This is a genomic window from Acidimangrovimonas sediminis (assembly GCF_002871005.1).
GTDB classification, from domain to species: Bacteria; Pseudomonadota; Alphaproteobacteria; order Rhodobacterales; family Rhodobacteraceae; genus Acidimangrovimonas; species Acidimangrovimonas sediminis.
Genome location: NZ_PHSN01000004.1, coordinates 244,103 through 268,205, shown reverse-complemented (window position 1 = coordinate 268,205; position 24,103 = coordinate 244,103). Strand labels below are relative to the sequence as shown.

General features: G+C 66.7%; 21 protein-coding genes. 8 read left to right on the top strand and 13 right to left on the bottom strand.

Annotation, left to right across the window (positions count from 1 at the left end; translation table 11 throughout):
* Positions 1-9 precede the first annotated feature (9 nt).
* On the bottom strand, positions 10-882 hold the full coding sequence (locus tag CVV76_RS03480) for a phosphoribulokinase (RefSeq protein WP_102223229.1): 873 nt from the start codon (positions 880-882) through the stop codon (positions 10-12).
* A 7-nt stretch (positions 883-889) separates the two neighbouring features.
* Positions 890-1,897: a class 1 fructose-bisphosphatase gene (locus tag CVV76_RS03475; protein ID WP_102223228.1), complete on the bottom strand. Its 1,008-nt coding sequence runs from the start codon at positions 1,895-1,897 to the stop codon at positions 890-892.
* 98 nt (positions 1,898-1,995) lie between these two features.
* On the opposite strand from CVV76_RS03475, the gene cbbR reads away from it, so the two are divergent.
* Positions 1,996-2,931, top strand: coding sequence for a LysR family regulator CbbR (cbbR, locus tag CVV76_RS03470; protein ID WP_102223227.1), 936 nt, complete (start codon positions 1,996-1,998; stop codon positions 2,929-2,931).
* Positions 2,932-3,201: 270 nt separating this feature from the next.
* Here the strand turns inward: cbbR and rpsI are convergent, their stop codons facing one another.
* From rpsI to CVV76_RS03450, 4 genes are all read right to left on the bottom strand, one after another.
* Positions 3,202-3,714 carry a 30S ribosomal protein S9 gene (gene rpsI / locus CVV76_RS03465; RefSeq protein WP_102223226.1) on the bottom strand — a complete coding sequence of 171 codons (513 nt, stop codon included), beginning with the start codon at positions 3,712-3,714 and terminating at the stop codon, positions 3,202-3,204.
* A gap of 3 nt (positions 3,715-3,717) precedes the next feature.
* The gene (gene rplM / locus CVV76_RS03460) at positions 3,718-4,182 is read right to left on the bottom strand and encodes a 50S ribosomal protein L13 (protein ID WP_102223225.1); all 465 of its coding nucleotides are present in this window, start codon (positions 4,180-4,182) and stop codon (positions 3,718-3,720) included.
* A gap of 232 nt (positions 4,183-4,414) precedes the next feature.
* Positions 4,415-5,179 carry an SseB family protein gene (locus CVV76_RS03455; protein ID WP_408607872.1) on the bottom strand — a complete coding sequence of 255 codons (765 nt, stop codon included), beginning with the start codon at positions 5,177-5,179 and terminating at the stop codon, positions 4,415-4,417.
* 38 nt (positions 5,180-5,217) lie between these two features.
* Complete coding sequence (locus CVV76_RS03450) at positions 5,218-5,859, bottom strand: uracil-DNA glycosylase family protein (RefSeq protein ID WP_102223223.1); 642 nt, start codon at positions 5,857-5,859, stop codon at positions 5,218-5,220.
* Between the two features lie 429 nt (positions 5,860-6,288).
* Between CVV76_RS03450 and CVV76_RS03445 the strand changes: the two genes are divergently transcribed.
* From CVV76_RS03445 to kdsA, 3 genes are read left to right on the top strand one after another with little or no spacing between them, the layout of a single operon-like run.
* The gene (locus CVV76_RS03445; protein ID WP_102223222.1) at positions 6,289-6,942 is read left to right on the top strand and encodes an ABC transporter ATP-binding protein; all 654 of its coding nucleotides are present in this window, start codon (positions 6,289-6,291) and stop codon (positions 6,940-6,942) included.
* Positions 6,926-8,674, top strand: coding sequence for a capsule biosynthesis protein (locus CVV76_RS03440; protein ID WP_102223221.1), 1,749 nt, complete (start codon positions 6,926-6,928; stop codon positions 8,672-8,674). Before CVV76_RS03445 ends, CVV76_RS03440 begins: the two co-directional genes overlap by 17 nt.
* A 9-nt stretch (positions 8,675-8,683) precedes the next feature.
* Entirely contained in the window at positions 8,684-9,517 is an 834-nt protein-coding gene (gene kdsA / locus CVV76_RS03435; RefSeq protein WP_102223220.1) for a 3-deoxy-8-phosphooctulonate synthase, read from the top strand.
* A gap of 338 nt (positions 9,518-9,855) precedes the next feature.
* On the opposite strand, the gene cyoD is transcribed toward kdsA, so the two are convergent.
* From cyoD to CVV76_RS03415, 4 genes are read right to left on the bottom strand one after another with little or no spacing between them, the layout of a single operon-like run.
* On the bottom strand, positions 9,856-10,206 hold the full coding sequence (gene cyoD / locus CVV76_RS03430; protein WP_102223219.1) for a cytochrome o ubiquinol oxidase subunit IV: 351 nt from the start codon (positions 10,204-10,206) through the stop codon (positions 9,856-9,858).
* Complete coding sequence (locus tag CVV76_RS03425; protein ID WP_102223218.1) at positions 10,206-10,844, bottom strand: cytochrome c oxidase subunit 3; 639 nt, start codon at positions 10,842-10,844, stop codon at positions 10,206-10,208. Before CVV76_RS03425 ends, cyoD begins: the two co-directional genes overlap by 1 nt.
* Complete coding sequence (locus CVV76_RS03420; protein ID WP_102223217.1) at positions 10,841-12,943, bottom strand: cbb3-type cytochrome c oxidase subunit I; 2,103 nt, start codon at positions 12,941-12,943, stop codon at positions 10,841-10,843. Before CVV76_RS03420 ends, CVV76_RS03425 begins: the two co-directional genes overlap by 4 nt.
* 10 nt (positions 12,944-12,953) lie before the next feature.
* Positions 12,954-13,907: a cytochrome ubiquinol oxidase subunit II gene (locus CVV76_RS03415; protein WP_102223216.1), complete on the bottom strand. Its 954-nt coding sequence runs from the start codon at positions 13,905-13,907 to the stop codon at positions 12,954-12,956.
* Between the two features lie 803 nt (positions 13,908-14,710).
* Here CVV76_RS03415 and CVV76_RS03410 point away from each other — a divergent pair.
* Complete coding sequence (locus CVV76_RS03410) at positions 14,711-16,231, top strand: bifunctional metallophosphatase/5'-nucleotidase (protein WP_158243091.1); 1,521 nt, start codon at positions 14,711-14,713, stop codon at positions 16,229-16,231.
* Between the two features lie 104 nt (positions 16,232-16,335).
* Here CVV76_RS03410 and CVV76_RS03405 read toward each other — a convergent pair whose 3' ends face one another.
* The 3 genes from CVV76_RS03405 to CVV76_RS03395 all read right to left on the bottom strand — a co-directional run bounded on the left by CVV76_RS03405 (position 16,336) and on the right by CVV76_RS03395 (position 19,334).
* Positions 16,336-16,731, bottom strand: coding sequence for a hypothetical protein (locus CVV76_RS03405; protein ID WP_102223214.1), 396 nt, complete (start codon positions 16,729-16,731; stop codon positions 16,336-16,338).
* Positions 16,732-16,790: 59 nt separating this feature from the next.
* A complete protein-coding gene (locus tag CVV76_RS03400; protein WP_102223213.1) occupies positions 16,791-17,525 on the bottom strand; it encodes a dienelactone hydrolase family protein in 735 nt (244 codons plus the stop codon).
* 90 nt (positions 17,526-17,615) lie between these two features.
* Positions 17,616-19,334: a long-chain-fatty-acid--CoA ligase gene (locus tag CVV76_RS03395; RefSeq protein WP_102223212.1), complete on the bottom strand. Its 1,719-nt coding sequence runs from the start codon at positions 19,332-19,334 to the stop codon at positions 17,616-17,618.
* A gap of 347 nt (positions 19,335-19,681) precedes the next feature.
* Here CVV76_RS03395 and CVV76_RS03390 point away from each other — a divergent pair, with 347 nt between their 5' ends.
* The 3 genes from CVV76_RS03390 to CVV76_RS03380 all read left to right on the top strand — a co-directional run bounded on the left by CVV76_RS03390 (position 19,682) and on the right by CVV76_RS03380 (position 24,102).
* Positions 19,682-20,560 (top strand): acyl-CoA thioesterase, encoded by an 879-nt coding sequence (locus CVV76_RS03390; RefSeq protein ID WP_102223424.1) that lies wholly within the window; start codon positions 19,682-19,684, stop codon positions 20,558-20,560.
* A 239-nt stretch (positions 20,561-20,799) separates the two neighbouring features.
* Complete coding sequence (locus CVV76_RS03385) at positions 20,800-22,914, top strand: 3-hydroxyacyl-CoA dehydrogenase NAD-binding domain-containing protein (RefSeq protein WP_102223211.1); 2,115 nt, start codon at positions 20,800-20,802, stop codon at positions 22,912-22,914.
* Positions 22,915-24,102, top strand: a complete 1,188-nt coding sequence (locus CVV76_RS03380; protein ID WP_102223210.1) for an acyl-CoA dehydrogenase family protein — start codon at positions 22,915-22,917, stop codon at positions 24,100-24,102.
* Position 24,103 lies beyond the last annotated feature (1 nt).

The window sequence follows — 24,103 nt, the reverse complement described above, 5'->3', positions numbered from 1 at the left end:
GCAGGGGGCTCAGACGCGTTTTGCGTCGCGGATCAGCCGTTCGATCAGCGGTGTCAGGATCAGTTGCATCGCGAGGTCGAGCTTGCCGCCCGGGATCACGATCGAATTTGCGCGGCTCATCCAGCTGTTCTGGATCATCGAGGTCAGGTATGGAAAATCGATGCCGCGCGGATTGCGGAAGCGGATCACCACAAGGCTTTCATCCGCCGTCGGGATCCAGCGCGCGATGAACGGGTTCGAGGTGTCGACCACCGGGACGCGCTGGAAGTTGATGTCGGTCTGGGTGAATTGCGGCGTGATGCAATGCACGTAGGCATGCATGCGGCGCAGGATGACGTCGGTCACCGCCTCGGTCGTGTAGCCGCGGCTTGCGCGGTCGCGGTGGATCTTCTGGATCCATTCGAGGTTGATCACCGGCACCACGCCGATCTTCAGATCGGCCAGCGCCGCGATGTTCACCTGGTCGTTCACCACCGCGCCGTGCAGCCCCTCGTAGAACAAGAGGTTCGACCCGTCCTCGAATGGTGCCCAGTCGGTGAAGGTGCCGGGATCGGCGCCATAGCGTACCGCCTCGGCGTCGTCGTGCACATAGTGCCGCGTGCGGCCCTTGCCGGTTTCGCCATATTCATGAAAGACGCGCTCCAACGCCCTGAGTTCATTGGCTTCATATGAGAAATGCGAAAACGTCGCGTCGCCGGCGTCGATGCGACTTTGCAATTCGGCCTTCATCGCGGCGCGATCATAGCGGTGGAAGGCGTCGCCCTCGATCGACACGGCCGAGATGCCCTCGCGGCGAAAGATCTGGTCGAAGGTCGACTTCACGGTCGAGGTGCCTGCGCCGGAGGATCCGGTGACCGAGATGATCGGGTGCTTCTTGCTCATGGCGGGGTCAGCTCCGGAACAGGCCGCGGCTGCCGAACAGCGCCGAGGTCTCGTGATCTGGCAGGTCGTGATAGGCGGCGACGCGGGCCACTTTTTCGGCGCTGCCGAAGACAAAGGGCGTGCGGGCGTGCAGGGCAGGGGCCGCCTGCCCCAGGATCGGGTCGGCCCCGTCGGTCGCCGCCCCGCCGGCTTGCGTCACCAGCATGGCAATCGGCGCACATTCGTAGACGATCCGCAGGCGCCCGCGTTCGTATCCTTTCCGCGCATCCGCGGGATACAGGAAGATCCCGCCACGGGTCAGGATGCGGTGGGTCTCGGCCACCAGCGAGGCGATCCAGCGCATGTTGAAATTGCGCGCATGCACCCCGTCGAGCCCGGCGACGCAATCGTCGATATAGGCACGGATGGGCTGCGGCCAGTGCCGGTAGTTCGAGGCATTAATCGCGTATTCCGTCGATTTCACAGGTACTTGCACGTTGTTGTTCACAAGGGCGAAAGCCTGTGTGTCCGGGTCCAGCACGTATTTCCGGGTGCCGTTTCCGAATGTCACCATCAGGCAGCACTGCGGCCCGTAGATGATGTATCCGGCCGCGATCTGCTCCTCCGCCGGCCGCAGAAAGCTCCCCTCGGGTGTGTCCGCCGCGGCGTAGATCGAGAAGATCGTGCCGATCGAGACGTTGACGTCGATGTTGGACGATCCGTCCAGCGGGTCGATCGCCAGCGCCAGCGTGCCCGCGGGGTTCAGCGTGGCCACCGTGTCCTGTTCCTCTGACGCGTAGAACCGCACGGCAGTGTCCTGCAGCGCGGCCATGAAGGCCTCGTCCGCGATCAGGTCGAGCGCCTTCTGCGCATCGCCATCGGTATTGGTGCCGGCGGAGGCGCCCAGATGATGCTCGATCCCGCCGCGGGCGATCATCCGTGCCAGGCGGATCCCGACCCGGGCCAGCCGGTCGACGATTTCCTCCAGCGCCGGGGGCGCGTCGGGCGCCCGCAGCACGCGATCCTTCGCCAACATCGGTTCTCCTCCCACGGATGGCGTCGTCCGGGTCATCGTTGCGAGAAGACGCATTTCATGCCATTTAAAAGGACTGTCTTGTCATTCAGGAAAATTGAATGCGCGGTCTGGACGCCATCACGCTCAAGCAACTGCGCGCGCTGTACGCCGTCGCGCGCACCGGCTCGATCACCGCGGCGGCCGAGAGCCTGCGCCTGACGCCACCGGCAGTTCATAGCCAGATCAAGGGTTTGGAGGGCATTGTTGAAGCAACATTGCTTCATCGCGCGACGGATTCCGCCGGCTCCCAGCTTACCGCCGAGGGCCAGGCGCTACTGCGCGCGGCGGAGCGGATCGAGGCGGTTTTGTCGCAGGGATTGTCGCAGGTCCGGGCGCTGTCCGACGGGCACGCGGGCCGCGTGACGCTGGGCGTCGTCTCGACCGGCAAGTATTTCGCGCCGTCTCTGGTCAAGCGACTGAAGGAATCGCTGCCGGGGATCGAGATTGTCCTGCGCGTCGGCAACCGCACCGAGGTGATCGCGGATCTGGAGCGCGGCGCCGTCGACATGGCGATCATGGGGCGTCCACCGCGGCACCCGGTGGTGGTGGCAGAACCCCTGGGGTCGCATCCGCACGGCATCGTCGCCGCGCCAGACCATCCGCTGGCGGGCAAACCCACGGTCGCGGCCGAGGCGCTCATGTCCGAAACCTTCCTTGCGCGCGAGGATGGCTCGGGCACGCGGATCCTGATGGCGCGCTACCTGGACCGGATCGGCGAAGGCCAGATCGTCGAGATGGTGGAGATGGGCACGAACGAGACGATCAAGCAGGCGGTCATCGCGGGCCTCGGCATCGCGTTCCTGTCGCTGCACACGGTGATGGACGAGCTGCGCTTCGGGCGCCTGGTGCAGCTGAACGCGCCGGGGCTGCCGATCCTCAGGCAGTGGTTCCTGGTGTGGCCCGACGATGCGCCGCTGGGGCCGGCGGCGGAACGCGTGCATCAGGCGATCGTCGCGCTGCGGGGCGGTTTTCTTCCCGGGACTTCCGCATCCTAGGGGCGCTCAGGCCGCGCTCATGGGGAAATGGGCGTGCGGTCAGGGATTTGCGGGACGTGAGACGCAAAAAACCGTCCAGCCACACCAGTATTGATCCTGATATTACATAATAATGATTATGGGTAATATAGATGGGTAGAAACCGTGGCACTGAATGGCACCCTGCCGATCCGGCATCCCATCGCAAGTGCGCCCCGCAGATCGCTCCAGACATGGCGAAGGGCCCGCACGATGGCGGGCCCTTCGAATGTCTTGCCTGTCCGTGAAGGATCAGCGCTTCGAGAACTGGAAGCTGCGGCGGGCTTTCGCCTTGCCGTATTTCTTCCGCTCGACGACGCGGCTGTCGCGGGTCAGGAAGCCCGCGGCCTTCAGCGCGCTGCGCAGCGAGGGATCGTACAGCTGCAGCGCCTTCGAGATGCCGTGCTTGACCGCACCGGCCTGCCCCGAGAGACCACCGCCCGCGACGGTCGCCATCACGTCGAACTGGCCCTCGACGTTCGCAACCTGGAACGGCTGGCGCAGGATCATCTGCAGCACCGGGCGCGCGAAGTACTTGGTGTAGTCGATGTACTCGCCCTTGTGGTCGCGGATCAGGAACTTGCCGGTGCCCGGCTTGATCCAGACGCGCGCAACGGCGTCCTTGCGCTTGCCGGTGGCATAGGCCCGGCCCTGCGCGTCGCGCATCGGCTCACGCGGGGTGTCGGTTTCGGTGGCGACCACGGTATCCGCGTCGACCGAGACGGCGTCTTTCAGCGCGTCGAGGGATTTGATTTCATCGGCCATGGTTTACGCGCTCCGGGTGTTCTTCGGGTTCAGCGGCTTGAGGTCGAGCGTTTCGGGCTGCTGGGCCTCGTGGGGATGCTCGGCGCCCGCATAGACGCGCAGGTTGGTCATCTGCTGACGGCTCAGCTTGCCGCCCGGCAGCATGCGCTTGACGGCCAGCGTCACCACGCGCTCGGGATGCGCGCCGTCGAGGATCTGCTCGGCGGTGCGGTTCTTGATCCCGCCCGGGTGGCCGGTGTGCCAGTAGTATTTCTTGTCGGTGCGCTTCTTGCCCGTCATCTGGATCTTGTCCGCGTTGATGACGATGACGTTGTCACCCATGTCCATGTGGGGGGTGAACGACGCCTTGTGCTTGCCGCGCAGGCGCATGGCGACGATCGAGGCGAGACGGCCCAGAACGATGCCCTCGGCGTCGATCAGGATCCATTTCTTCTCGATATCCGCCGGAGTCGCGGTAAAGGTTTTCATGGTCGGCCCTATTCAGTGAAGGGTTTGCGAACCCCTTTTCACGGGCCCGCGTCAGATGGGCGGTTTCTAACCATTCCGACGCGCCAGTCAAGAGACATGAATTCTGATTAGTTTATTGATTTCAATAACTTGCAAAATAGGTATCATTATACCCCAATATTTTTCCCATTCTCTGCCCCTTGCCCGCCGCTGCGGGCCCGTCTTGCGGACACAGGGCCGCCCCGGAACGCCGTCAGCGCAGGATCGGCGGTTTGGAGGGGTCGCTGCCGGGGGCCTGCAAGGTGCGCTGTTTCGGCGCCTCGGGTTCCGGCAGGTCGAAGCGCAGCGCGACCCTGGCCAGCCGCCCGACGACCGGCGCATCGGGTGCCAGGAAGACGATGTCGAGCGTGCCCTCCTCGGCGCCCGAGAACCGGAGCGCCTCGGCCACCGCCCGCGCGAGCGCCTCCTCGGCCCCGTCGAGCGCGCCCAGAATGGCCAGCCAGTGCCCCTCGGCCCCGTCGTCATAGGCGACATGGGCGAGGTAGGCGGTCTGTGCCAGCCCTCCGGCCCGGGCCAGCGCCTGGTCGAGCGCCTTCAGGAGGCCCTCTGGCAGGCCGCGAGGCGCATGGAAGGCCACGGGCTTCGCCTCGGTCGCCTCGGGCGCGTCGCCCAGCGTCTCGACCAGCCAGTCGAGCGCCTCGGGCGGCAGAAGCGTGGACGAGGGCGCGACGCCGAGGTTGACCCCCAGGCCGACCCCCTGCCCCGCAAGCTGTGCCACCACCACCCGACCCGGCAGCGCGACATAGGGCGCCGGCGCCCCGGTGAACTCGGCCAGCCGTTCCTCGGCGTCGAAGGCCAGGACGACGGGGCCATCCTCCAGCGGGAAGACGCGGGGCGAAAGGTTGTCGGCCCCACCTTCCTCGCCCGCGCCCTCCTCCAGCAGGACGAACAGCTCGCCATCGGCGAGACGGGCGTAGAAGGCCAGCCGGAGCGCGCCGTCCTCGGGATCGGTTTCCATCAGCCCGTGGGCGGCGTCGAGCGGGGTTCTGATCTCGGTCACGGCAGCTCCAGTATCCTTGCCACCTCGGTGCGGAGCACGGGCAGAAGCTCGGCCTCGAACCAGGGATTGCGTCTCAGCCATGCGGTATTGCGCCAGGACGGATGGGGCAAGGGAAGAATGCGCGGGCCCGGCTCATTGCGCCCCAGGATGGCGCGCCAGCCGGCCACCGTCTCGGTCACCCCCGCGCGGGTGCCCAGATGGTAGCGGTGAGAGGCGCCCCCCACGGCAAGGATCAGCTCCACCGACCCGAGCGCCTCCATAACTCGCCCGTGCCAGGTGCGCGCGCAGATCGGCGGCGGCGGCAGGTCAGAACCCTTGGCGTCATAACCCGGAAAGCAGAAGGCCATGGGCACTACCGCCACGCGGGAGCGGTCGTAGAACACCTCCTCCCCGATCCCCATCCAGTCGCGCAGCCGCACGCCGGAGCGGTCGGCAAAGGGTCTGCCGATCTCGTGCACCCGCGCACCCGGGGCCTGCCCGGCGACCATGAGCCGCGCGCCCGGCGCGAACCACGGGACAGGGCGCGGCGCATGCCCCGTCGCGGTTGCGGCGAAGCGCTCGGCGCAAAGCCTGCAGGCCGCGATTTCACCCGCCAACCCCGCTGCCCGTTCCACCGCGCTCAAGCCACACCCAGGCATGCGAAAACGGCCCTCATCGGCGCGGCGCCCGTTGCCGCCGGGCCGGGCACGGCGAAACCGGCGTGGCCGAACTGCCCCGGTGTCGACTGCGCCGCCGGTGGTGCGTGTGATGTCATGGCTGTCCCTCCTTCGACGCCCGCCCTGGGCCGGCCGCCCTGCGCCAATGGTGACCTGTTCCCTGCCCGCGGCAAGCGCCGTCGTGGCCCTGCCCCGGCCTCCTTTTCGCGCCCGATGGCGGTGTCGGATGTACCACCACATCCGTCACCATGCGCGCGCCTTGCCCGGCTTGTGAAGCGCTTGGCACAATCCCCTCTTTTCCGACATAATGTTGCCGGATTGGCCCCCTACCGCTAGCAGATGACAACAAGCCCTTTCCATGGGCGAATGGGGACCGTAACGTCCCGGAAGTACCGCGCACGAGGCAGCGCAATGATCGAGTTCGAGAACGTTTCCAAGTCCTTCTGGACCGGCAGGCAGCGCAAGGTGATCCTTGACCGCGCGTCGTTCCGCGTAGAGATCGGCAACTCACTCGGCATTCTCGCCCCGAACGGCACCGGCAAGACCACGATCATCAACATGATGGCCGGGCTGGAAAAACCCGACGAAGGGCGGGTCATCCGGACCTCGCGCATCTCGTTCCCGCTGGGCTTCATGGGCGGCGTCGTCAACCGCCACACCGCGACCGAGAACGCCCGCTACATCGCCAAGCTCTACGGCCTCGACCCCGATTACGTCGAGGCCTTCTGTCGCTGGCTCTGCGGCATAAACGAATATTTCGACATGCCGATCGGCACCTACAGCCAGGGCATGCGCGCGCGGTTTTCCTTTGCCCTGATGCTGGCGCTGGAATTCGACATCTACCTGATCGACGAGGGCATGCCCTCCACCACCGATGTCGAGTTCAACAAGAAGGCCGGTTCGATCCTGCGCGAGCGGCTGGAGACGGCGACGGTGATCGTCGTCTCGCACCAGGCCAAGACGCTTGAGAAATTCTGCCGGACCGCAGCCGTGCTGCGTGATGGGCAGCTGTACATGTTCGACTCCCTTGAAGAAGCGAAGCGCCTCTATGACTACCAAACCTAAGGCCAAGAAGTTCCGCGTCCGCCGCGACAGCCCGCTTGCCGGGATGGGCGCGAGCGATCGGCGCGTGCGGCTCCAGCCAGGGGACGAGGAAGAGGTCGACGACGGCTTTGGCGACATGAAGTTCGGCGACGCAGCCAAGGCCGAACGCGCGGCCGAGCGTGGCGCGGCCCGCGGCGCACAGCGGCGCGAGCTTCAGGCCGGCGACGTCTCGGGAGACATCGCCGGCCCGCGGGAGGTCGCCGCCGAGACCGAGCTGGACGCGATCCGCCGCGAGGGGCTGACCGGCCGCCAGCTGCGCATGGCCCGGCGCATGGCGCAGAAGAACGGGATCGCCGCCACGTCGGATTTCGACGCGGTGCGCCAGCTGCGCGCCCAGGGCCTCGACCCGTTCCAGCGCGCCAACATGCTGGAACTCGTGGTCGCCGACAGCCAGGCCGAGGCGGATGGCGCATTGCCGTCGTCGGGCCGCGGCGGCCTGCCCGCCCGCACCGACGAGGGGCCGGGCAAGCTGCCGAAGACGATCGACCCGGCGAAGGTGCCGTCGACCGAGGTCCACACGCCCGAGGAGCGCCCCGAGGTCGCCCGCGCCCGGGACATCATGAAGATCCAGCGCGACATCGCCAGACGCCGGCGCCGGCGCTTCATCCTGATGATGGCGCGGCTGGCGTTTTTCGTGGCGCTGCCGACCTTCCTTGCCGGGTTCTACTTCTACAGGGTGGCCACACCGCTTTATGCCACCAAGTCGGAATTCGTGATCCAGAAGGCCGAACCGGGCGCCGCCAGCACCTCCATGGGCAGCCTTTTCGCCGGCACCCAGTTCGCGACCTCGCAGGATTCGATCTCGGTCCAGTCCTACCTTCAATCGCGTGATGCGATGATGCGGCTGGACAAGGACATCGGTTTCAAATCGGCCTTCGAGGGCGACAAGATCGACCCGATCCTGCGCTTGCCCGACCATGCCTCGAACGAGGCGGCCTACCGTCTGTACCAGCGCATGGTGAAGATCGGCTACGACCCGACCGAGGGTTCGATCAAGATGGAGGTGATCGCCCCCACCGCCAAGGAATCCGCGGAATTCTCGCGCGCCCTGATCTCCTATGCCGAGCAACAGGTCGACCAGATGACCCAGCGCCTGCGCGAGGACCAGATGACCGGCGCGCGCGACAGCTACGACGACGCCGAGAAGAAGCTGAGCACGGCGCAGGCCAAGGTCGTGGACCTTCAGAAGAAGTTCAAGGTGCTGAGCTCGGATGTCGAGGTGACGCTGGTCACGGCGCAGATCCAGGCGCTGGACCAGCAGCTGACGCAGAACAAGCTGAACCTGCAGGAGATGCTGGCCAACCCGAACCCGACGCAGGCCCGCGTCGATCCGCTCAAGCGCCGGATCGCCAATATCGAGGACCAGATCAAGACGCTGCGCGCGCGCATGACCGAGAACACCTCTTCGGGGACGTCGCTGGCCACCGTGCAGTCCGATCTTCTGGGTGCCCAAGCCGACGTGCAGACGCGGCAGCTGATGCTCTCGCAGGCGCTGCAATCGCTGGAAACCGCGCGGATCGAGGCCAACCGCCAGGTACGCTACCTGTCGCTCTCGGTTTCGCCGGTGGCGCCTGACAAGCCCTCCTACCCGCGCGCGTTCGAAAACACCCTCGTGGCGTTCCTGATCTTCGCGGGGCTTTACCTCATGGTCTCGATGACGGTATCGATCCTGCGCGAACAGGTCTCTGCCTGAGAGGATGCCATGAAAGACGTGACCATCGGCGGGCTGACCGTCGGCAACGACCGCGGACTCGCGCTGATCGCGGGCCCCTGTGCGCTAGAAAGCGCGGACCACGCGGTGATGATCGCAGGAAAGCTCAAGGAGATCGCGGAGGCCACCGGCGTCCAGCTGATCTTCAAGGGCAGCTTCGACAAGGCCAACCGGACCTCGATCTCGGGCCGCCGCGGCGTGGGGCTGGCCGAGGGGCTGAAGATCTTCGAGACGGTGAAGGCGGAATTCGGCCTGCCGGTGCTGACCGACGTCCACCTGCCCGACCAATGCGCCGAAGTGGCGAGCGTGGTCGACGTGCTGCAGATCCCCGCCTACCTCTGCCGGCAGACCGACCTGCTCCTGGCGGCGGGCGAGACCGGTGCGGCGATCAACATCAAGAAGGGCCAGTTTCTCGCGCCCTGGGACATGGACAACGTGGCCGAGAAGGTGGCCTCGACCGGGAACGAGCGGATCATGCTGTGCGAGCGCGGCTCGATGTTCGGCTACAACGCGATGGTGGCGGACATGCGCGGCCTGCCCCGCATGGCCCAGACCGGCTATCCGGTGATCATGGACGCGACCCATTCGGTGCAGCAGCCGGGCGGCAAGGGCGGATCGTCGGGTGGCCAGCGCGAATTCGCGCCGGTGATGGCGCGCGCTGCCGTCAGCCTCGGCATCGCCGGGGTGTTCATCGAGACGCATGAAGACCCGGACACCGCCCCCTCCGACGGGCCGAACATGATCCCGCTCGACCAGATGCCGGCGCTGATCGCCTCGCTGATGGCCTTCGACCGGCTCGCCAAGGAAGACCCGATCCGGATCTGAGGCGGGGCTGCGTTCAAACGCGCCCTGCGCCCCGCCGCGAAGCATTTCCGCCCAACCGGGAGCGCGGTCGCCCCCGGGCGATCGCAGGCCGCCCGCAGGCCCGTCCCGGCGGGCTGGCGCTTTGTCACCCCCCGCGCGGGGCTCGTTCGGTGGAGGGGCGTGGCCGGCATAAATTGCCCACCCCGCAGGTGTGGAGGCGCCATCCCACGGGCCTACGCTCGTCCTGCGGCCGCGCTCCGGGCCCGATCATCGCCCATAAAAGCCGCGCCCCATGCTTCAAACGAAAAGGGCGGCCCGATCCCCGGGCCGCCCTTTCCTGTCTTGCCGTGATGGCGGGCTTACATGCCCATCATCTCCATCCCCGGCATCATGCGGTAGTTCATGTTCAGCAGCACCCAGATCGTGCCGGCCGCCATGATGAACAGCAGAAGCGCCGAGAACGCCAGCAGGTGCAGTTCGTCCCGGTGCTCGGGGCTCAGGTCGACGTGCAGGAAGTAGCGCACGTGCACGATGACCTGGATGATCCCGAGGATCGCGATGATCCACAGACCCGCGCCGGTGGGCAGGCCGAAGCCGACCCAGACGAAGGGAATGATGGTCAGCACCGCGGCGGCGATCAGGCCGGTCACGTACCCCTTGAGGTCGTGCTTGTAGGCCTCTTCATTGCTCAGGTTGCCAGGAGTCGACATCAGGCCAGCCCTCCGAGGTAGACGATGGAGAAGATCCCGACCCAGATCAGGTCGAGGAAGTGCCAGAACAGTGCCAGCCGGGCGACGCGCGACTTGGTCAGCTCGTCGATCGGGCCGGTCGCGATCCGGATCATCATGATGATCAGCCAGATCGAGCCCGAGGTGACGTGCAGACCGTGCAGCGGCACGAGGCCGAAGAAGGCCGACAGGAAGCCCGAGCGCTGCGGCACGTGCCCCTCGTGGAACATCGTGACGAACTCGCGCAGTTCCAGCCCGAGGAAGCACAGGCCGAGGAAGAGCGTGACGCCCATCCAGGTCAGGATCTTCTGCTTGCCCATGTCGTATTTCATCGCCAGCGACGCAAGGCCGAAGGTGAAGGTCGACAGCAGCAGCGCGACGGTTTCCCAGGCGGCGCCCGAAAGTTCGAACGCCTCCTTGGGCCCCGGCCCGCCCGCGATCGACGGCTTGCCCAGCATCGTCCCGTAGGTCGCGAAGAACAGGCCGAAGATGATGAGGTCGCTCATCATGAAGATCCAGAAACCCATGTAGGACTTCTGCGGCGAGAAGTGGTCGTGGTGGTGCTCGGTCTCGTAGACGAGCCCCGGCGCCTGGTAGGCGGCGTCGGATACGGTGCTCATTGGGCGGCCTCCATGTATTCCGGCGCCGCGACGCCGAGGTTCGCTTGCTTCAGTTCCTGCTCACGGTTCACCGGGGTGATCGTGCGGACCTTCTCGAGCCAGGCGTTGTGCTCACGCTCGATGTCGGCCGCCTTGACGATGTGCGGATGACGGTCGCCACGGATCGCCCGGCCCACGAAGGACACCACGACGATCGCCAGGCACAGGATCGCCAGCCACCACATGTACCAGATCATGGCGAAGGCGAAGCCGGTGCCGAAGACCATCATGACGACGCCCATCCAGGTGTTCCCCGGCAGGTGGATGTCGGTGTACTTGGTCGGCTGCTGGTAGCCAGCACCCGCCTCTTTCGCGACGGCAAAGGCCTCACGCGCGTGGATGTGCGGGATCACCGGGAAGTTGTAGGCCGGCACCGGCGAGGGCGTGGCCCATTCCAGCGTGCGCGCATCCCAGGGGTCGCCACCGATATCCAGCGTCTTCTCCTTGTCGCGGATCGAGACGTAGAGCTGCATCACGATACCGATCAGACCGATGGTCACGATGATCGCGCCCAGGCCCGACAGCAGCATCCACGGCAGGTAGGCCGGGTCGGTGTAGGACACGGTCCGCCGCGTCATCCCCTCAAGGCCGACGACGTAGAGCGGGAAGAACACCAGCATGAAGCCGATGGTCCAGCCCCAGACCGACACGTAGCCCCAGAAATCGTTCAGGCGGAAGCCGAAGAGTTTCGGGAACCAGTAGTTGTAGCCCGCCATCATCCCGAAGAACACGCCCGGGATCAGCACGTTGTGGAAGTGCGCGACGAGGAACAGGGTGTTGTGGGTCTGGAAGTCGATCGACGGGTTGGCGAGGATGATCCCCGACAGGCCGCCCAGCACGAAGAGCACCATGAAGTTGATGGTCCACAGCATCGCGACGGTGAAACGCACGCGACCGCGGTACATGGTGGCCATCCAGTCGTAGATCTTCACGCCGGTCGGAATGCCGATCAGCATCGTCGCGATCCCGAAGGCCGCGTTGACATTGCTGTCCTGGCCCATGGTGAAGAAGTGGTGCAGCCACACGGTGAACGACAGCACGGCGATCGCCATGGTCGCGACGACCAGCGAGCCGTAGCCGTAGAGGCGCTTGCCCGAGAAGGTCGCGGTCACTTCCGAGAACACACCGAAGGCCGGCAGCACGAGGATGTACACCTCGGGGTGCCCGAACAGCCAGAACAGGTTGGCGTAGTTCATCATGTTGCCGCCGAGGTCGTTCGTGAAGAAGTGGAAGTCGGCGTAGCGGTCAAGCAGCAGCATGGCCGAGGCAACGGTCAGCGGCGGCATGGCGAAGACCATCAGGATCGCGGTGCAAAGCGCAGTCCAGGTGAACATCGGCATCCGGAAGAACGTCATCCCCGGGGCGCGTTCCTTGTAGATGGTGACGACGAAGTTCATGCCCGTCAGCGTGGCGCCGATCCCCGACAGCGTGACCGACCAGATCCAGTAGTCGGGGCCAACGCCCGGCTGGAAGGCCGATCCGGTGTAGGGCGGGTACGCGGTCCAGCCACCGGTGGTGAACTCGCCCAGCACGAGCGAGACCATGACCAGCACGGCGCCGCCGATGGTCAGGCCCAGCGAGACCGAGTTCAGCATCGGGAAGGACACGTCGCGCGCGCCGATCTGCAGCGGCACGGCCACGTTCATCAGACCCGTGAGGAACGGCATCAGCATGAAGAAGATCATGATCGTGCCGTGGGTCGAGAACAGCTGTGCGTAGTGGTCCGCGCTGAGGAAGCCGCCGTGCAGGCCGTCGGCCTGCTGGGCGCGCATCACCACGCCCTCGATCACGCCGCGCAGCAGCATGATGAAGGCCAGCACGATGTACATCACGCCGATCTTCTTGTGGTCGACCGAGATCAGCCAGTCGAGGAACAGCGGTTTCCACCACTTCATGTAGGTCATGACGGCGACGACGAAGATGCCGCCGAGGATCACCACCCAGGCCGCCCCGGAGAGGATCAGCAGGTTGGTGTCGAACGGATGCAGGAAGACCTTGAGGAAATCGAGGGATTCGAGATCCATCCGTCCAAAGAGTGCACTCGTGTGATCAGAGTTCATACTGCAATCCTCACTCTGTCTTCGCGGTGCCCATGCGGGCGTTGTACGCAACCGAGCCGGGCTGTTGTTCGCGCGTCACCGGCTTGCCGTTCATGTACCGGTTGACGATCTGGTTGAAGAAGCCGGGAGCGACGTTGTTGAACCACGTCACGCCATCGGGCATCGCCGTGCTGGCAAAGGTCTTGTGAACCTGCTCGGGGGTCGAGCTCTGCGACAGCTTGGAATAGCCCATCTGGTTCATCGCGACGCCGTCGCCCTGCACCTTGGTCACCCAGGCCTTGAAGTCGTCGGGCGACACCGCCTGCGCGACGAAGTGCTGCTCGTGGAAGCCGTCGCCGTTGTACTGGGTGTTCATGCCGTCCCACTTGCCGGTCTTGAAGGCGTTCATGTTGAGCTTGGTCACCATGCCCGGCATCACGTAGATCTGGCCGACCAGCGCGGGCACCGTGAACGACTGCATCACCGTATCGGAGGTCAGCGTCATGCTGACGGGGCGGTCCTGCGGGAACACCAGCTGGCCCACCGTCGCGACATGGTAGTCGGGATAGATGAACAGCCATTTCCAGTCGAGGCCGACGACCTGCACCCGGAGCGGCGCCTTTTCCGAGGCGATCGGACGATAGGGGTCAAGCTTGTGCGTATCGATCCACAGAAGCGTGGACAGCACGACGATGATCGCGACCGGAACAAGCCACATCACCCATTCGAGGGCGTGGTTGAAGTCCCAGTGCGGGCGATACGTCGCCTTCTTGTTGGAATAGCGATAGTGCCAGGCAAGCCACGGCACCCCCACGATGACAGGCAGCACCACGATCAGGGTGATCCAGGTGACCTGCCAGAAATGTTCATGCTGCTCTGCGGCGACGAACCCCTGGGGATCCATGAACCCGTTGTCGCCGTGAACGCAGCCCGACAGCAGCGTCGCGGCCCCGAGCGCCAGCGGCACGGCCGCGCGACGGATCAACCGCCGGGCCTCCGGCTGCCGCCATGGGGTTCGTTCTTCTCCCAAGCGCATTGCGCGTCCCTCCGTTACCTTCTGGAAAGTTTGGCTTCTTAAACGTGTACAGGGCGCGCGTCCGCAAGGCGCGTCATGTCGCACCCGCCTTGATGTAGATCAACTCTTTGTGTGGCGGAAGTGACTTGCGGCATTGCAGCATGAGAGTCGTTTCAAAGCGCGCAAGGCCGGCCCCTGCCCCGTTGTCCCTGATTTTCCCCGTACACAAAGGCCCCGCGGGCCGGAACCACCGTTATCAGATCTTGAATGCCTCTTAGTTCACATCCGAAGTTCCTTGCTCAATATAGGCAAGAATCCGCCGATCATGTCAATGCGATCTTGCCGGAGTTCAACCCGGCGCGAGCGGGTTGACCTTGCCGGAGCCGATTCGATGCGGCACGCTGCCACTCCCCCCTTGCGCCCGCGCCGGGGTAGACGTCCGCCCGCCCGGGGCGGCCCCCGCCATGTCCCCGCGCTGCGCGGGGCGGTCTCCCCAGCAGCCCCCCAGCAGCCCAGCGGCGCATCCGGTGACGGGACGCCCGGGCCGGCCGTGCCCCTGCCACCCCGCCCCGGTCAGGGTGTCGATCACCGTTGAGATCACGGTGAAGATCACGGCGTCGTCGCGCTGTCACACGGCGCTGCGACAAGGGGCTTGCCGGGTCTCACGAAACCGTTATGCAGGAAACAAGGTCCCCGGCGCCACCGCCCCGTTCCCGGCGGCGAACGGTGCCACACAAGGGGCCGCCGGACCCAACATATCAGGGAGTGACCTCATGATCCGTACCAGACCCCGGCTGACCGCCGCCCTCCTCGGTGCCGCGGCGCTTGGCGCGCTCGCGCCCGCGCCGGTGGCAGCCGAGCAGGTCAAGCTGACCATCCTCGGCGTCGGCGACATCTACAACTTCGACGGCGACGGGCACCGCGGCGGCTTTGCCCGGCTGAACGCGGTCGCGAAGGACGAGAAGGCAAAGAACCCCAACACGCTTTACGTCTTCGACGGCGACATGCTCTCTCCCTCGCTGCTTTCGGGGATCGACAAGGGGCAGAACACGATCGACCTGACCAACCTGGTGCCCTTCGACATCGCGGTGCCCGGCAACCACGAATTCGACTTCGGCCCGGCGAACTTCTACGCCAAGATGAAGGCCTCTAAATACCCCTGGGCCGCGATCAACATCACCCAGGCCGACGGGTCCAGGATCGACGGCCTCGGCGGGGTCATGACCAAGACGGTCGCCGGGTTGAAGATCGCCCTGATCCCGGTCGCGCAGGACACATCGCCCGAGGTGGCGGATACGGGTGACCTGAAGTTCCAGGGCACGGTCGAGACCGGGATCGCCGCGGCCAAGTCCGCACGCGAGGATGGCGCGGATCTGGTGATCGGCGTGGTGCAGACCAACATGGCCAACGACCGCGCGCTGATCGCCTCCAAGGCGTTCGACGTCATCATGTCGGGCGACGACCACGTCAACGGCATGTTCTACGACGGCATCACCGCCTACGTCGAAACCTCGATCGACGCGCGTTACCTGCAGCCCCTGGACCTGACCGTCGACGTCACCGAGAAGGACGGCAAGCGCAAGGTCAAATGGGTGCCGAACTTCCGCTGGATCGACACCGCCGACGTCACCCCCGACCCGGAATCGGAAAAGCTGGTGAAAGGCTTCAAGGCCGAGCTCGACAAGACGCTGGGTCAGAAGATCGGTGTGACCGAACACAGCCTCGACTCGCGCCGCAACGTGGTGCGGACGCAGGAAAGCTCCATGGGCGACCTGATCGCCGACGCACTTCTCGACGCGACCAAGGCCGATGTCGTGCTGATCAACGGCGGCGGCATCCGCGGTGACCGCACCTATGATGCGGGCGCCACGTTGACGCGCAAGGACGTGCTGACCGAACTGCCCTTCGGCAACAAGACCGTGGTGACCGAGATCCCGGGCAGCCAGCTTCTGGCCGCGCTCGAGAACGGCTTCAGCCAGGTCGAGGACGGCGCCGGCCGCTTTCCGCAGGTCGCGGGCATGAAGGTGATCTGGGACCCCTCGGCCAAGCCCGGCACACGGGTGAGCGAGGTGACGATCGCCGGCCAGCCGCTCGACCGCGACAAGGTCTACTCGGTCGCGACCAACGACTACATGCTGGACGGCGGCGACGGCTACACCGCGCTCGGCGGCGGCAAGGTCACGGTGAACGCGGGCAATGGCAACCTGATGGCGAACGACGTGATCACCTATATCGAGAAGGAGAAACAGGTGAAGGCGGCGCCCGACGGCCGGATCAAGAAGCTGGGCAGCTGAGCCCGGCACAGCAGCCCGGAGATGACGAAGGGCGGACCTCCGGGTCCGCCCTTTTGCATGGCACTGTCTCTCGCACTGTCCGCCGGAAATCCCGGCGCGGGCGGTCAGAGATACCCCAGCCGCTTCTTCAGTGCCCGAAGCCGCGCGCTTTGCGGCGGCAGGCGAATGTCGCCCCGCTGATCCGAGAACAGGTCGACCCGCCGCGGCGCGGCGGAGCGCAGCGGCGCGGGCAGGTTCGACAGCCGGCTGAACGGCCCGATCCCGGACGGGTCGCCGCCGTCGTCCTTCCCGGCCTCACGCCCGCCCTCGGGGCGCGCCCGCACCAGCGGCTGGCCGGTGAAGCTCGTCCAGAACACGTCGGCCACGATGATCACCACCCGGTAGAAAAGCGGCATCATCAGCATCAGCGCCACAAGCTGAAGCCGTCCCTCGTACAACAGGAAGCTGGCAAAACACAGGACTGCGAACAGGAAGATCCTGTCAGTCTTAGATCTGCCCATGGCTCGACCTCCGGGTCAGAGCCCCCACCCGTGCGAACATACCAGAGATTCGCGCCAAGTCATCCCTCGGGATACAACTTTTCGGCGAAAAGTTGCGCCAGGCGGCGCCAGTGCCGCTCTGCCCCGTCGCGGTGGTAGGCGCCATGGTCGGCGACGCACCAACCATGCGTGGTTCCAGGATAATTTTCGATGATGTGGTCGGTCTTCGCGGTCCGCAGTGCAAGGGCCAGCCGGCCGGATTGCTCGGGCGGAAAGCTGTGGTCGTCCTCGGCGGTGCCGACGTAGATCAGGGCCTTCATCCGGTCCGCCAGATGGTGCGGGCTGTCCTCGTCCTCCGAGGCGAGGTTGCCGCCGTGCAGACTGGCCGCGACGACGATGCGCACCGGGTAGGCGGCGGCCGCGACAAGGGCGCAGGGGCCGCCCATGCAATAGCCCACCGCCCCGAACGGCGCGGTCGCGCCATGCGCCACCAGCGCGTCGAGAAAGGCGCCGGTATCCTCGGCCACAAGCGACGGCGGGGTCGCATTCTTCAGCGCGAAGAGCTCCTTCTTCTTCGCCTCGTCCTGGAACGCGGTGGCCGCGTCGAACGGACCGTAGGCGCCGATGCGGTAGAACAGGTCGGGCACCAGCACGCGGTAGCCCCAGCTGCCGATCCGCTCGGCCATCTCCCAGAGCGCCTCGCGCGGGCCGAAGATATCCATGTAGAGCACGATCCCCGGCGTACCCTTGGGGCCGAACACCCGGGCCGGCACGGTGCCGTCCGCGGTGATGATCTTGATCTCCTCTCCGGCCATGCAATCCTCCTGTCACTGCCGCAAGGCGCCAAGGTAACGCCTGTCGCGCTGCTGTCACCCCCCGGGCGGTGGCCCGGAGCGCGCCCCCGATCACGAGGGGGTGAGGTCGGCAAAAGCCCGCTCCTGCAGCTTGCGCCACTCCATCTTGCCCGAGGGCGACCGTGGCAGCGCGTCGAGAAAGCGTATGTCGGACGGGACCTTGTAAGCCGACATCCGGTCGCGGCACCAGGATCTGAGCGCGTCCGCCTCAAGCCCCTCCTCCGCCACGACCCAGGCCAGCACCGCCTCGCCCCGTCGCGGATCGGGCCGCGCGGTGATGCAGACCTCGCGCACCTGCGGATGGTCGTGGATCATCGCCTCGACCTCGGTCGGCCAGACCTTGAAGCCGGAGGCGTTGATCATCCGCTTCAGCCGGTCGGTGATATAGAAATATCCCGCCTCATCCATCGTCCCGATATCCCCGGTGCGCAGGAAGTCGCGCCCGTCCAGCCCCAGGAACGCGGCCTTCGTGGCCTCGGGTGCATTCCAGTATCCAAGGAAGTTCTGCGGCGCGTCGATCACGATCTCGCCGACCGCGCCGGGCGGCAGTTCGGCCCCGGTCTCGGGGTCGACGATCCGCGAATCCACCTCGAACACCGGGATGCCCAGGCAATGCCGCCGCGCCGCCTGGGGGGGATTGATATGCGTCCCCGCCATCGTTTCGGACATGCCGTAGCCCTCGACGTAATCCAGCCCGGTCAACGCCTTCAGCCGCCGTGCGACAGGTTCCGGCATCGCCGCCCCGCCCCCGCCGATCGCGTCGAGGCTGGACAGGTCGTAGCGTTCCACCTCGGGGTCGTTCACCAGGTCGATCGCCATGGTCGAGATCGAGCGCCAGCGCCCGACCCGGTAGCGCGCGATCAGCTCGGCGGCGAGGCGCCTGTCCCAACGCGACATCATCACCATCGGCTGGCCTGCGAAGACCGGTGCGTTCATCGAATTCTGCATGCCCGTGACGTGGAACAGCGGCAACGACACCAGCGTGGGCTTCTCCTCGCTGCCGGGGCGCGGCGGGTTCCAGGCAAGGCTTCCGACCAGCGTCACCATCAGCGTGCGGTGCGAATGCATGCAGCCCTTGGGGTGACCCGTCGAGCCGGAGCTGTAGGGTATGACGGCCAGATCGTCTGGCGCGGCCGCAATCGGGCCGGGCACCCGCCCCTCGGCCAGCGCCGCGGCCCAAGGGGTGATGCCGGGGCCATAATCGGCGCGCCCGGGCTGGTCGAGCGGGGGCGGCAACGGATGGGGAAAGCCGGGATCGGCGGCATCGGCATAGGCCACCGCCACGATGTCCCGCAGCCCCTGCTCTGGCTTCTGTTCCACCCCCTGCCCCTGCCCCTGCACCAGACACGGCACCAGGTGGTCGAGCAGATCCTGCCCGGCGACCGCCACCTGCGCCCCGGTATCGGCAACGAGGTGGGAAAGCTCCGCCGTGCGGTTCATCGGGTTGACCGGCACCACGACGGCATCGGCCCTCAGGATGCCGTAATAGGCCGCCACGAATTGCGGCGAGTTCTGAAGGTAAAGGAGCACCCTATCGCCCTTCTCCACCCCGCGCGACCGAAGCCAGCCGGCCAGCGCCCGCGCCTGGGCGTTCAGCTCCCGGTAGGTCGTGGTTCGGCCGTGGTAGTGGATCGCCGGCGCATCGGGGCGCCGCGCCGCCGTCTCCTCGAGGTTCGCGGCGACCGACCGCTCCGGCAGGGTCAGCCGGTGTGGCACCCCCGGCGGCCAGACAGCATGGTGCCGGGTGTTTCCGATCCTCCGTTCGCGCATCGCGTCTCCTCCCCGAAACCGCCTTTCGCTCTGCGGAAACTGGCGCGCGCCCTGCCCCGGGTCAAGCCGGCCGTCGCGTCGCCCTGCGGTTGCGCCGTTCCGATGCCTGCGTTCCAGCACCCACCGGCCACAGTGGTTTGCGCGGGTTTGCGCGGGTAGCAGCCATGCGTTGCCGCGCGCCGGTGCGATCCTATAACTTGGCCCCAGATGAGCTGGCCCCAGATAAACCGGCCCCAGACTAACTGATCCCAGACAAACTGACCCCAGTGAGATGGGAGCGCAGCAGGAGTTCGCCGATGCCCACACCCGACCCGACGTTTCCCCCCGCAGCCAAGGATCCGGCCGAGATGGACCCGATCGACACGCTGCTCGATCTGCTCAACATCGAGCCGCTGGAGATCAACCTTTTCCGCGGGCGCGGATCGGGGGGCGAGACGTCGAAGCGGATCTTCGGCGGCCAGGTGATCTCGCAGGCGCTGGCGGCGGCCTATCACACGGTCGAGGACCGGGCCTGCCACTCGCTTCACGCCTATTTCATCCGCCCCGGCGATCCCGAGATCCCGGTGATCTACGAGGTCGACCGCGCCCGCGACGGCGGGTCATTCACCACCCGCCGGGTCATCGCCATCCAGCACGGGCGGCAGATCTTCAACCTTGCCGCCTCGTTCCACATCGAGGAGGAGAGCCCGCTTCACCAGCACCCGATGCCCGAGAGCCTGCCCGATCCGGAAACCCTGCCGAGCCGGGCCGAGACGCGGGCCAAGCTCGCCGAGAGCCTGAAGTCCGACTATGCCCGCAAGCGGCGTGACGATTTCCTGCGCGATTCGCCCATCGAGATGCGCGAGGTGGAGCCCTACGACCTTGCCAACCCCGTCGCCGCGAGCGACCGCCACTCGGTCTGGTTCCGGCTGGCGCGCCCGGTGGGCGGCCCGGGGTGGCTGCAGCACTGCCTGCTGGCCTATGCCTCCGACCTGCACCTTCTCGGGTCGTCGCTGCGCCCGCTGGGGGAAAGCTGGCTCAGCGGGACGGTGATGACGGCAAGCCTCGACCACGCGCTGTGGTTCCACCACCCGGTGAACTTCGACGACTGGCACCTCTACGTCATGGATGCCCCCTTCATCGGGGGTGCGCGCGGGTTCAACCGCGGCTCGATCTACAGCCGTGACGGGGTGCTGGTGGCAAGCGTGGCACAGGAAGGGCTTATCCGCCCGATCGTGCCGCGCTGACATGAGAAGACGGGTGCCGGGTCGCACCCGAAAAGAGGGCCAGGCGGCGCGGCAGGCGGTTGACTGCGTATTTGGGGAACAATGAAAGGCAGGGGTGTCGCGTGCAATCGGGCGCGTGGCGGGATGTGGCGGGGCGAGCGGGTCCCGGCCGGCCTTGACTTCGGCGCGGCGGACTGGAAGATCGCATTGCGGAACTTAGTTTCGCATTTGCGGCCCCATCGCCGTGAGAAGGAGGAGAGATGCCCGACACCGCCACCCCCACCGCACCGCAGGGTGCGGGGCAGATCGTCACCATCGAGCGGATCGGAAACGTCGCGCTGGTCGCGCTTGACAACCCGCCGGTCAACGCGGCCGGCCAGGCGCTGCGCGCCGCGCTGATCGCGGCGATCGAGGCGCTGGAGGGCACGGTCGCCGCGATCGCGCTTTACGGCAAGGGGCGCAGCTTCATCGCCGGGGCCGACATCCGCGAATTCGGCAAGCCGCCGCAGGCGCCGAGCCTGCCCGAGGTGGTCAACCGGATCGAGGCCAGCACCACGCCGGTCGTGGCCGTGCTGCATGGCGTGGCGCTTGGCGGCGGGCTTGAGGTCGCGCTCGGCGCCCATGCGCGGGTGGTGGCGGGCAGTGTGACCGTGGGCTTTCCCGAGGTCACCCTCGGTATTCTTCCGGGCGCCGGCGGCACCCAGCGGGCGCCGCGGCTTGCCGGAGTCGGACCGGCCCTCGACCTGATCACAACGGGGCGCCGGATCGGCGCCGCGGAGGCGCAGTCGCTGGGCCTGGTCGACCGGATCGAGGCCGGCGCGCCCCGGGACGTGGCCCTCGCGATGGCCGAGGCGCTGGCCGCGGGCAGCTTGCCGCATCGCCGGACCTCGGAGATCGAGGTCGTGCCCGACCCTGCCGCCCTGACCGCCGCCGAGGACACGGTCACCCGCCGCCAGCCGCAGCTTTTCGCGCCGCGGAGGTGCATCGAGGCGGTGGCGGCCAGCCTGCGCCCGATCGCCGAGGGTCTGGCCGAGGAACGCCGCCTCTTCCAGCAATGCATCGACAGCCCGCAGCGCGCCGCCCTCGTCCACGCCTTCTTTGCCGAGCGCGAGGTCGCCAAGATCCCCGAGGCCGGCGCGACGGCCCGCGAGGTCGCGCATGTCGGCGTGATCGGCGGCGGCACCATGGGCTCAGGCATTGCCACCGCGGCGCTTCTGGCGGGCCTCAGGGTCACGCTGAACGAGCGCGACGCCGCTGCCCTCGACCGTGGCCGCGCGACCATAGAGAAGAACCTTGCCGGTGCCGTGAAGCGTGGAAAACTCGACGCCGCCCGGCGAGACGACATCCTCAGGACTGCGCTTCAAACCTCTGTCAGGCTTGAGGATTTCGCCGAGGTGGACCTGGTGGTCGAGGCGGTGTTCGAGGATATGGCGGTGAAGAAGGAGATCTTCACCCGGCTCGATGCGATCGCGAAGCCCGGGGCGGTGCTGGCCTCGAACACCTCCTACCTCGATATCGACGAGATCGCGGCGGCCACCTCGCGGCCGGGCGACGTGCTGGGGCTGCATTTCTTCTCGCCCGCCCATGTGATGCGGCTTCTCGAGGTCGTCGTGGCGGCGAAGACCGCGCCCGAGGTGACGGCGACCGGCTTTGCCCTGGCGCGCAAGCTGGGCAAGGTGGGGGTGCGCGCGGGGGTCTGCGACGGCTTCATCGGCAACCGGATCCTGTCGCATTACCGCAAGGCCGCCGAATACATGGTGCTGGACGGCGCAACCCCGTGGGAGGTGGATGCGGCGCTTCAGGATTTCGGCTTCGCCATGGGGCCCTTCGCGGTGATGGATCTCGCGGGGCTCGACATCGGCTGGGCCACGCGCAAACGCCTTGCCCCGACCCGCGACCCGCGTGAGCGGTATTCGCCCGTGGCCGACCGGATCTGCGAGAACGGGTGGTTCGGGCGCAAGACCGGCCAGGGCTATTACCTGCACGGCGACGCCGCCCCGAAACCCAACCCCGAGGTCGCCAGGATCATCGAGGCGGCGCGGGCCGAGGCCGGGATCACCCCGCGCAACTTTACCGCCGACGAGATCGTCACCCGCTACATGACTGCGATGATCGCCGAGGGCGCGCGTGTCCTCGAGGACGGGATCGCGCTGCGCCCGGTCGACATCGACGCGGTGTTCCTGTTCGGGTACGGCTTCCCCCGCTTCCGCGGTGGGCCGATGCTTTACGCCGACACGATCGGCGCGGGCCAGCTGGCCGCCCGGATCGAGGACTTCGCGCGCGAGGACCCGTTCTACTGGCGCGTGCCCGCGCTGATCCGCCGCCTGGCCGAGACCGGCGGCAGCTTTGCCGATCTGAATCGAGGGGAGGAGTAGATGGAGCTTCAATTCACCGACGAGGAAATCGCCTTTCGCGACGAGGTCCGCGCCTTCCTGAAGGCCGAACTGCCCGAGGACATCGCGGGCCGGGTGCGCCGGGGCGAGGAACTGCCGAAAGACGATTACGAACGCTGGCACGCGATCCTGAACGCCAGGGGGTGGCTGGCAACGATCTGGCCGAAGGAGTACGGCGGGCCGGGCTGGTCGGTGGTCGAGCGCCACATCTTCGAGGAAGAATGCGCCATGGCCAGCGCGCCGCGGATCGTACCCTTCGGCATCACCATGCTGGGGCCGGTCCTGCAGAAGTTCGGCAGCAAGGAACAATGCGACGCGATCCTGCCGCGCATCCTGAACGGCGACGACTGGTGGTGCCAGGGCTATTCCGAGCCGGGCGCCGGGTCCGACCTCGCCAGCCTGCGCACCAAGGCGGTACGCGAGGGCGATCATTACATCGTCAACGGCCAGAAGACCTGGACGACGCTGGGTCAGCATGCCGACCGGATGTTCTGCCTCGTGCGGACCGATCCGAACGTGAAGCCGCAGGCGGGGATCTCGTTCCTCTTGATCGACATGGACGCGCCGGGGGTCGAGGTACGTCCGATCAAGCTGATCGACGGGGTGCACGACGTCAACGATGTGTTCTTCACCGACGTGAAGGTGCCGGTGGAAAACCTTGTGGGGGAAGAGAATTCCGGCTGGACCATCGCCAAGTTCCTGCTCACCCACGAACGCACGAACATCGCGGGCACCGGCTTTTCCAACCAGGCTTTCGATACCGTCCGCGCCCTGGCCAGGTCGCGCCGCGTGAACGGGCGGCGGCTGATCGACGACCCGCTCTTTGCCGCGCGCCTCGCGCAGGCCGAGATCGACCTGGAGGCGATGAAGATCACCAACCTGCGGATGCTGGCCCGCGCCCAGAAGACCGGGCAGCCCGGGCTGGAGAGCTCCATGCTCAAGATCAAGGGCACGGTGATCCGGCAGGAGCTCAATGACCTGGCCCGCCGCGCGCTCGGCCCCGCCGCCGCACCCTTCCCGGCTGAGGCGCTGGCCGGCAACGACGCCATCGCGCCCGAGGATCACCGCCGCAACGCGGGGGCCTATTTCAACAACCGCAAGCTCTCGATCTACGGCGGCTCGAACGAGATCCAGCGGAACATCCTCACCAAGGCGATGCTGGAGCTGTAAT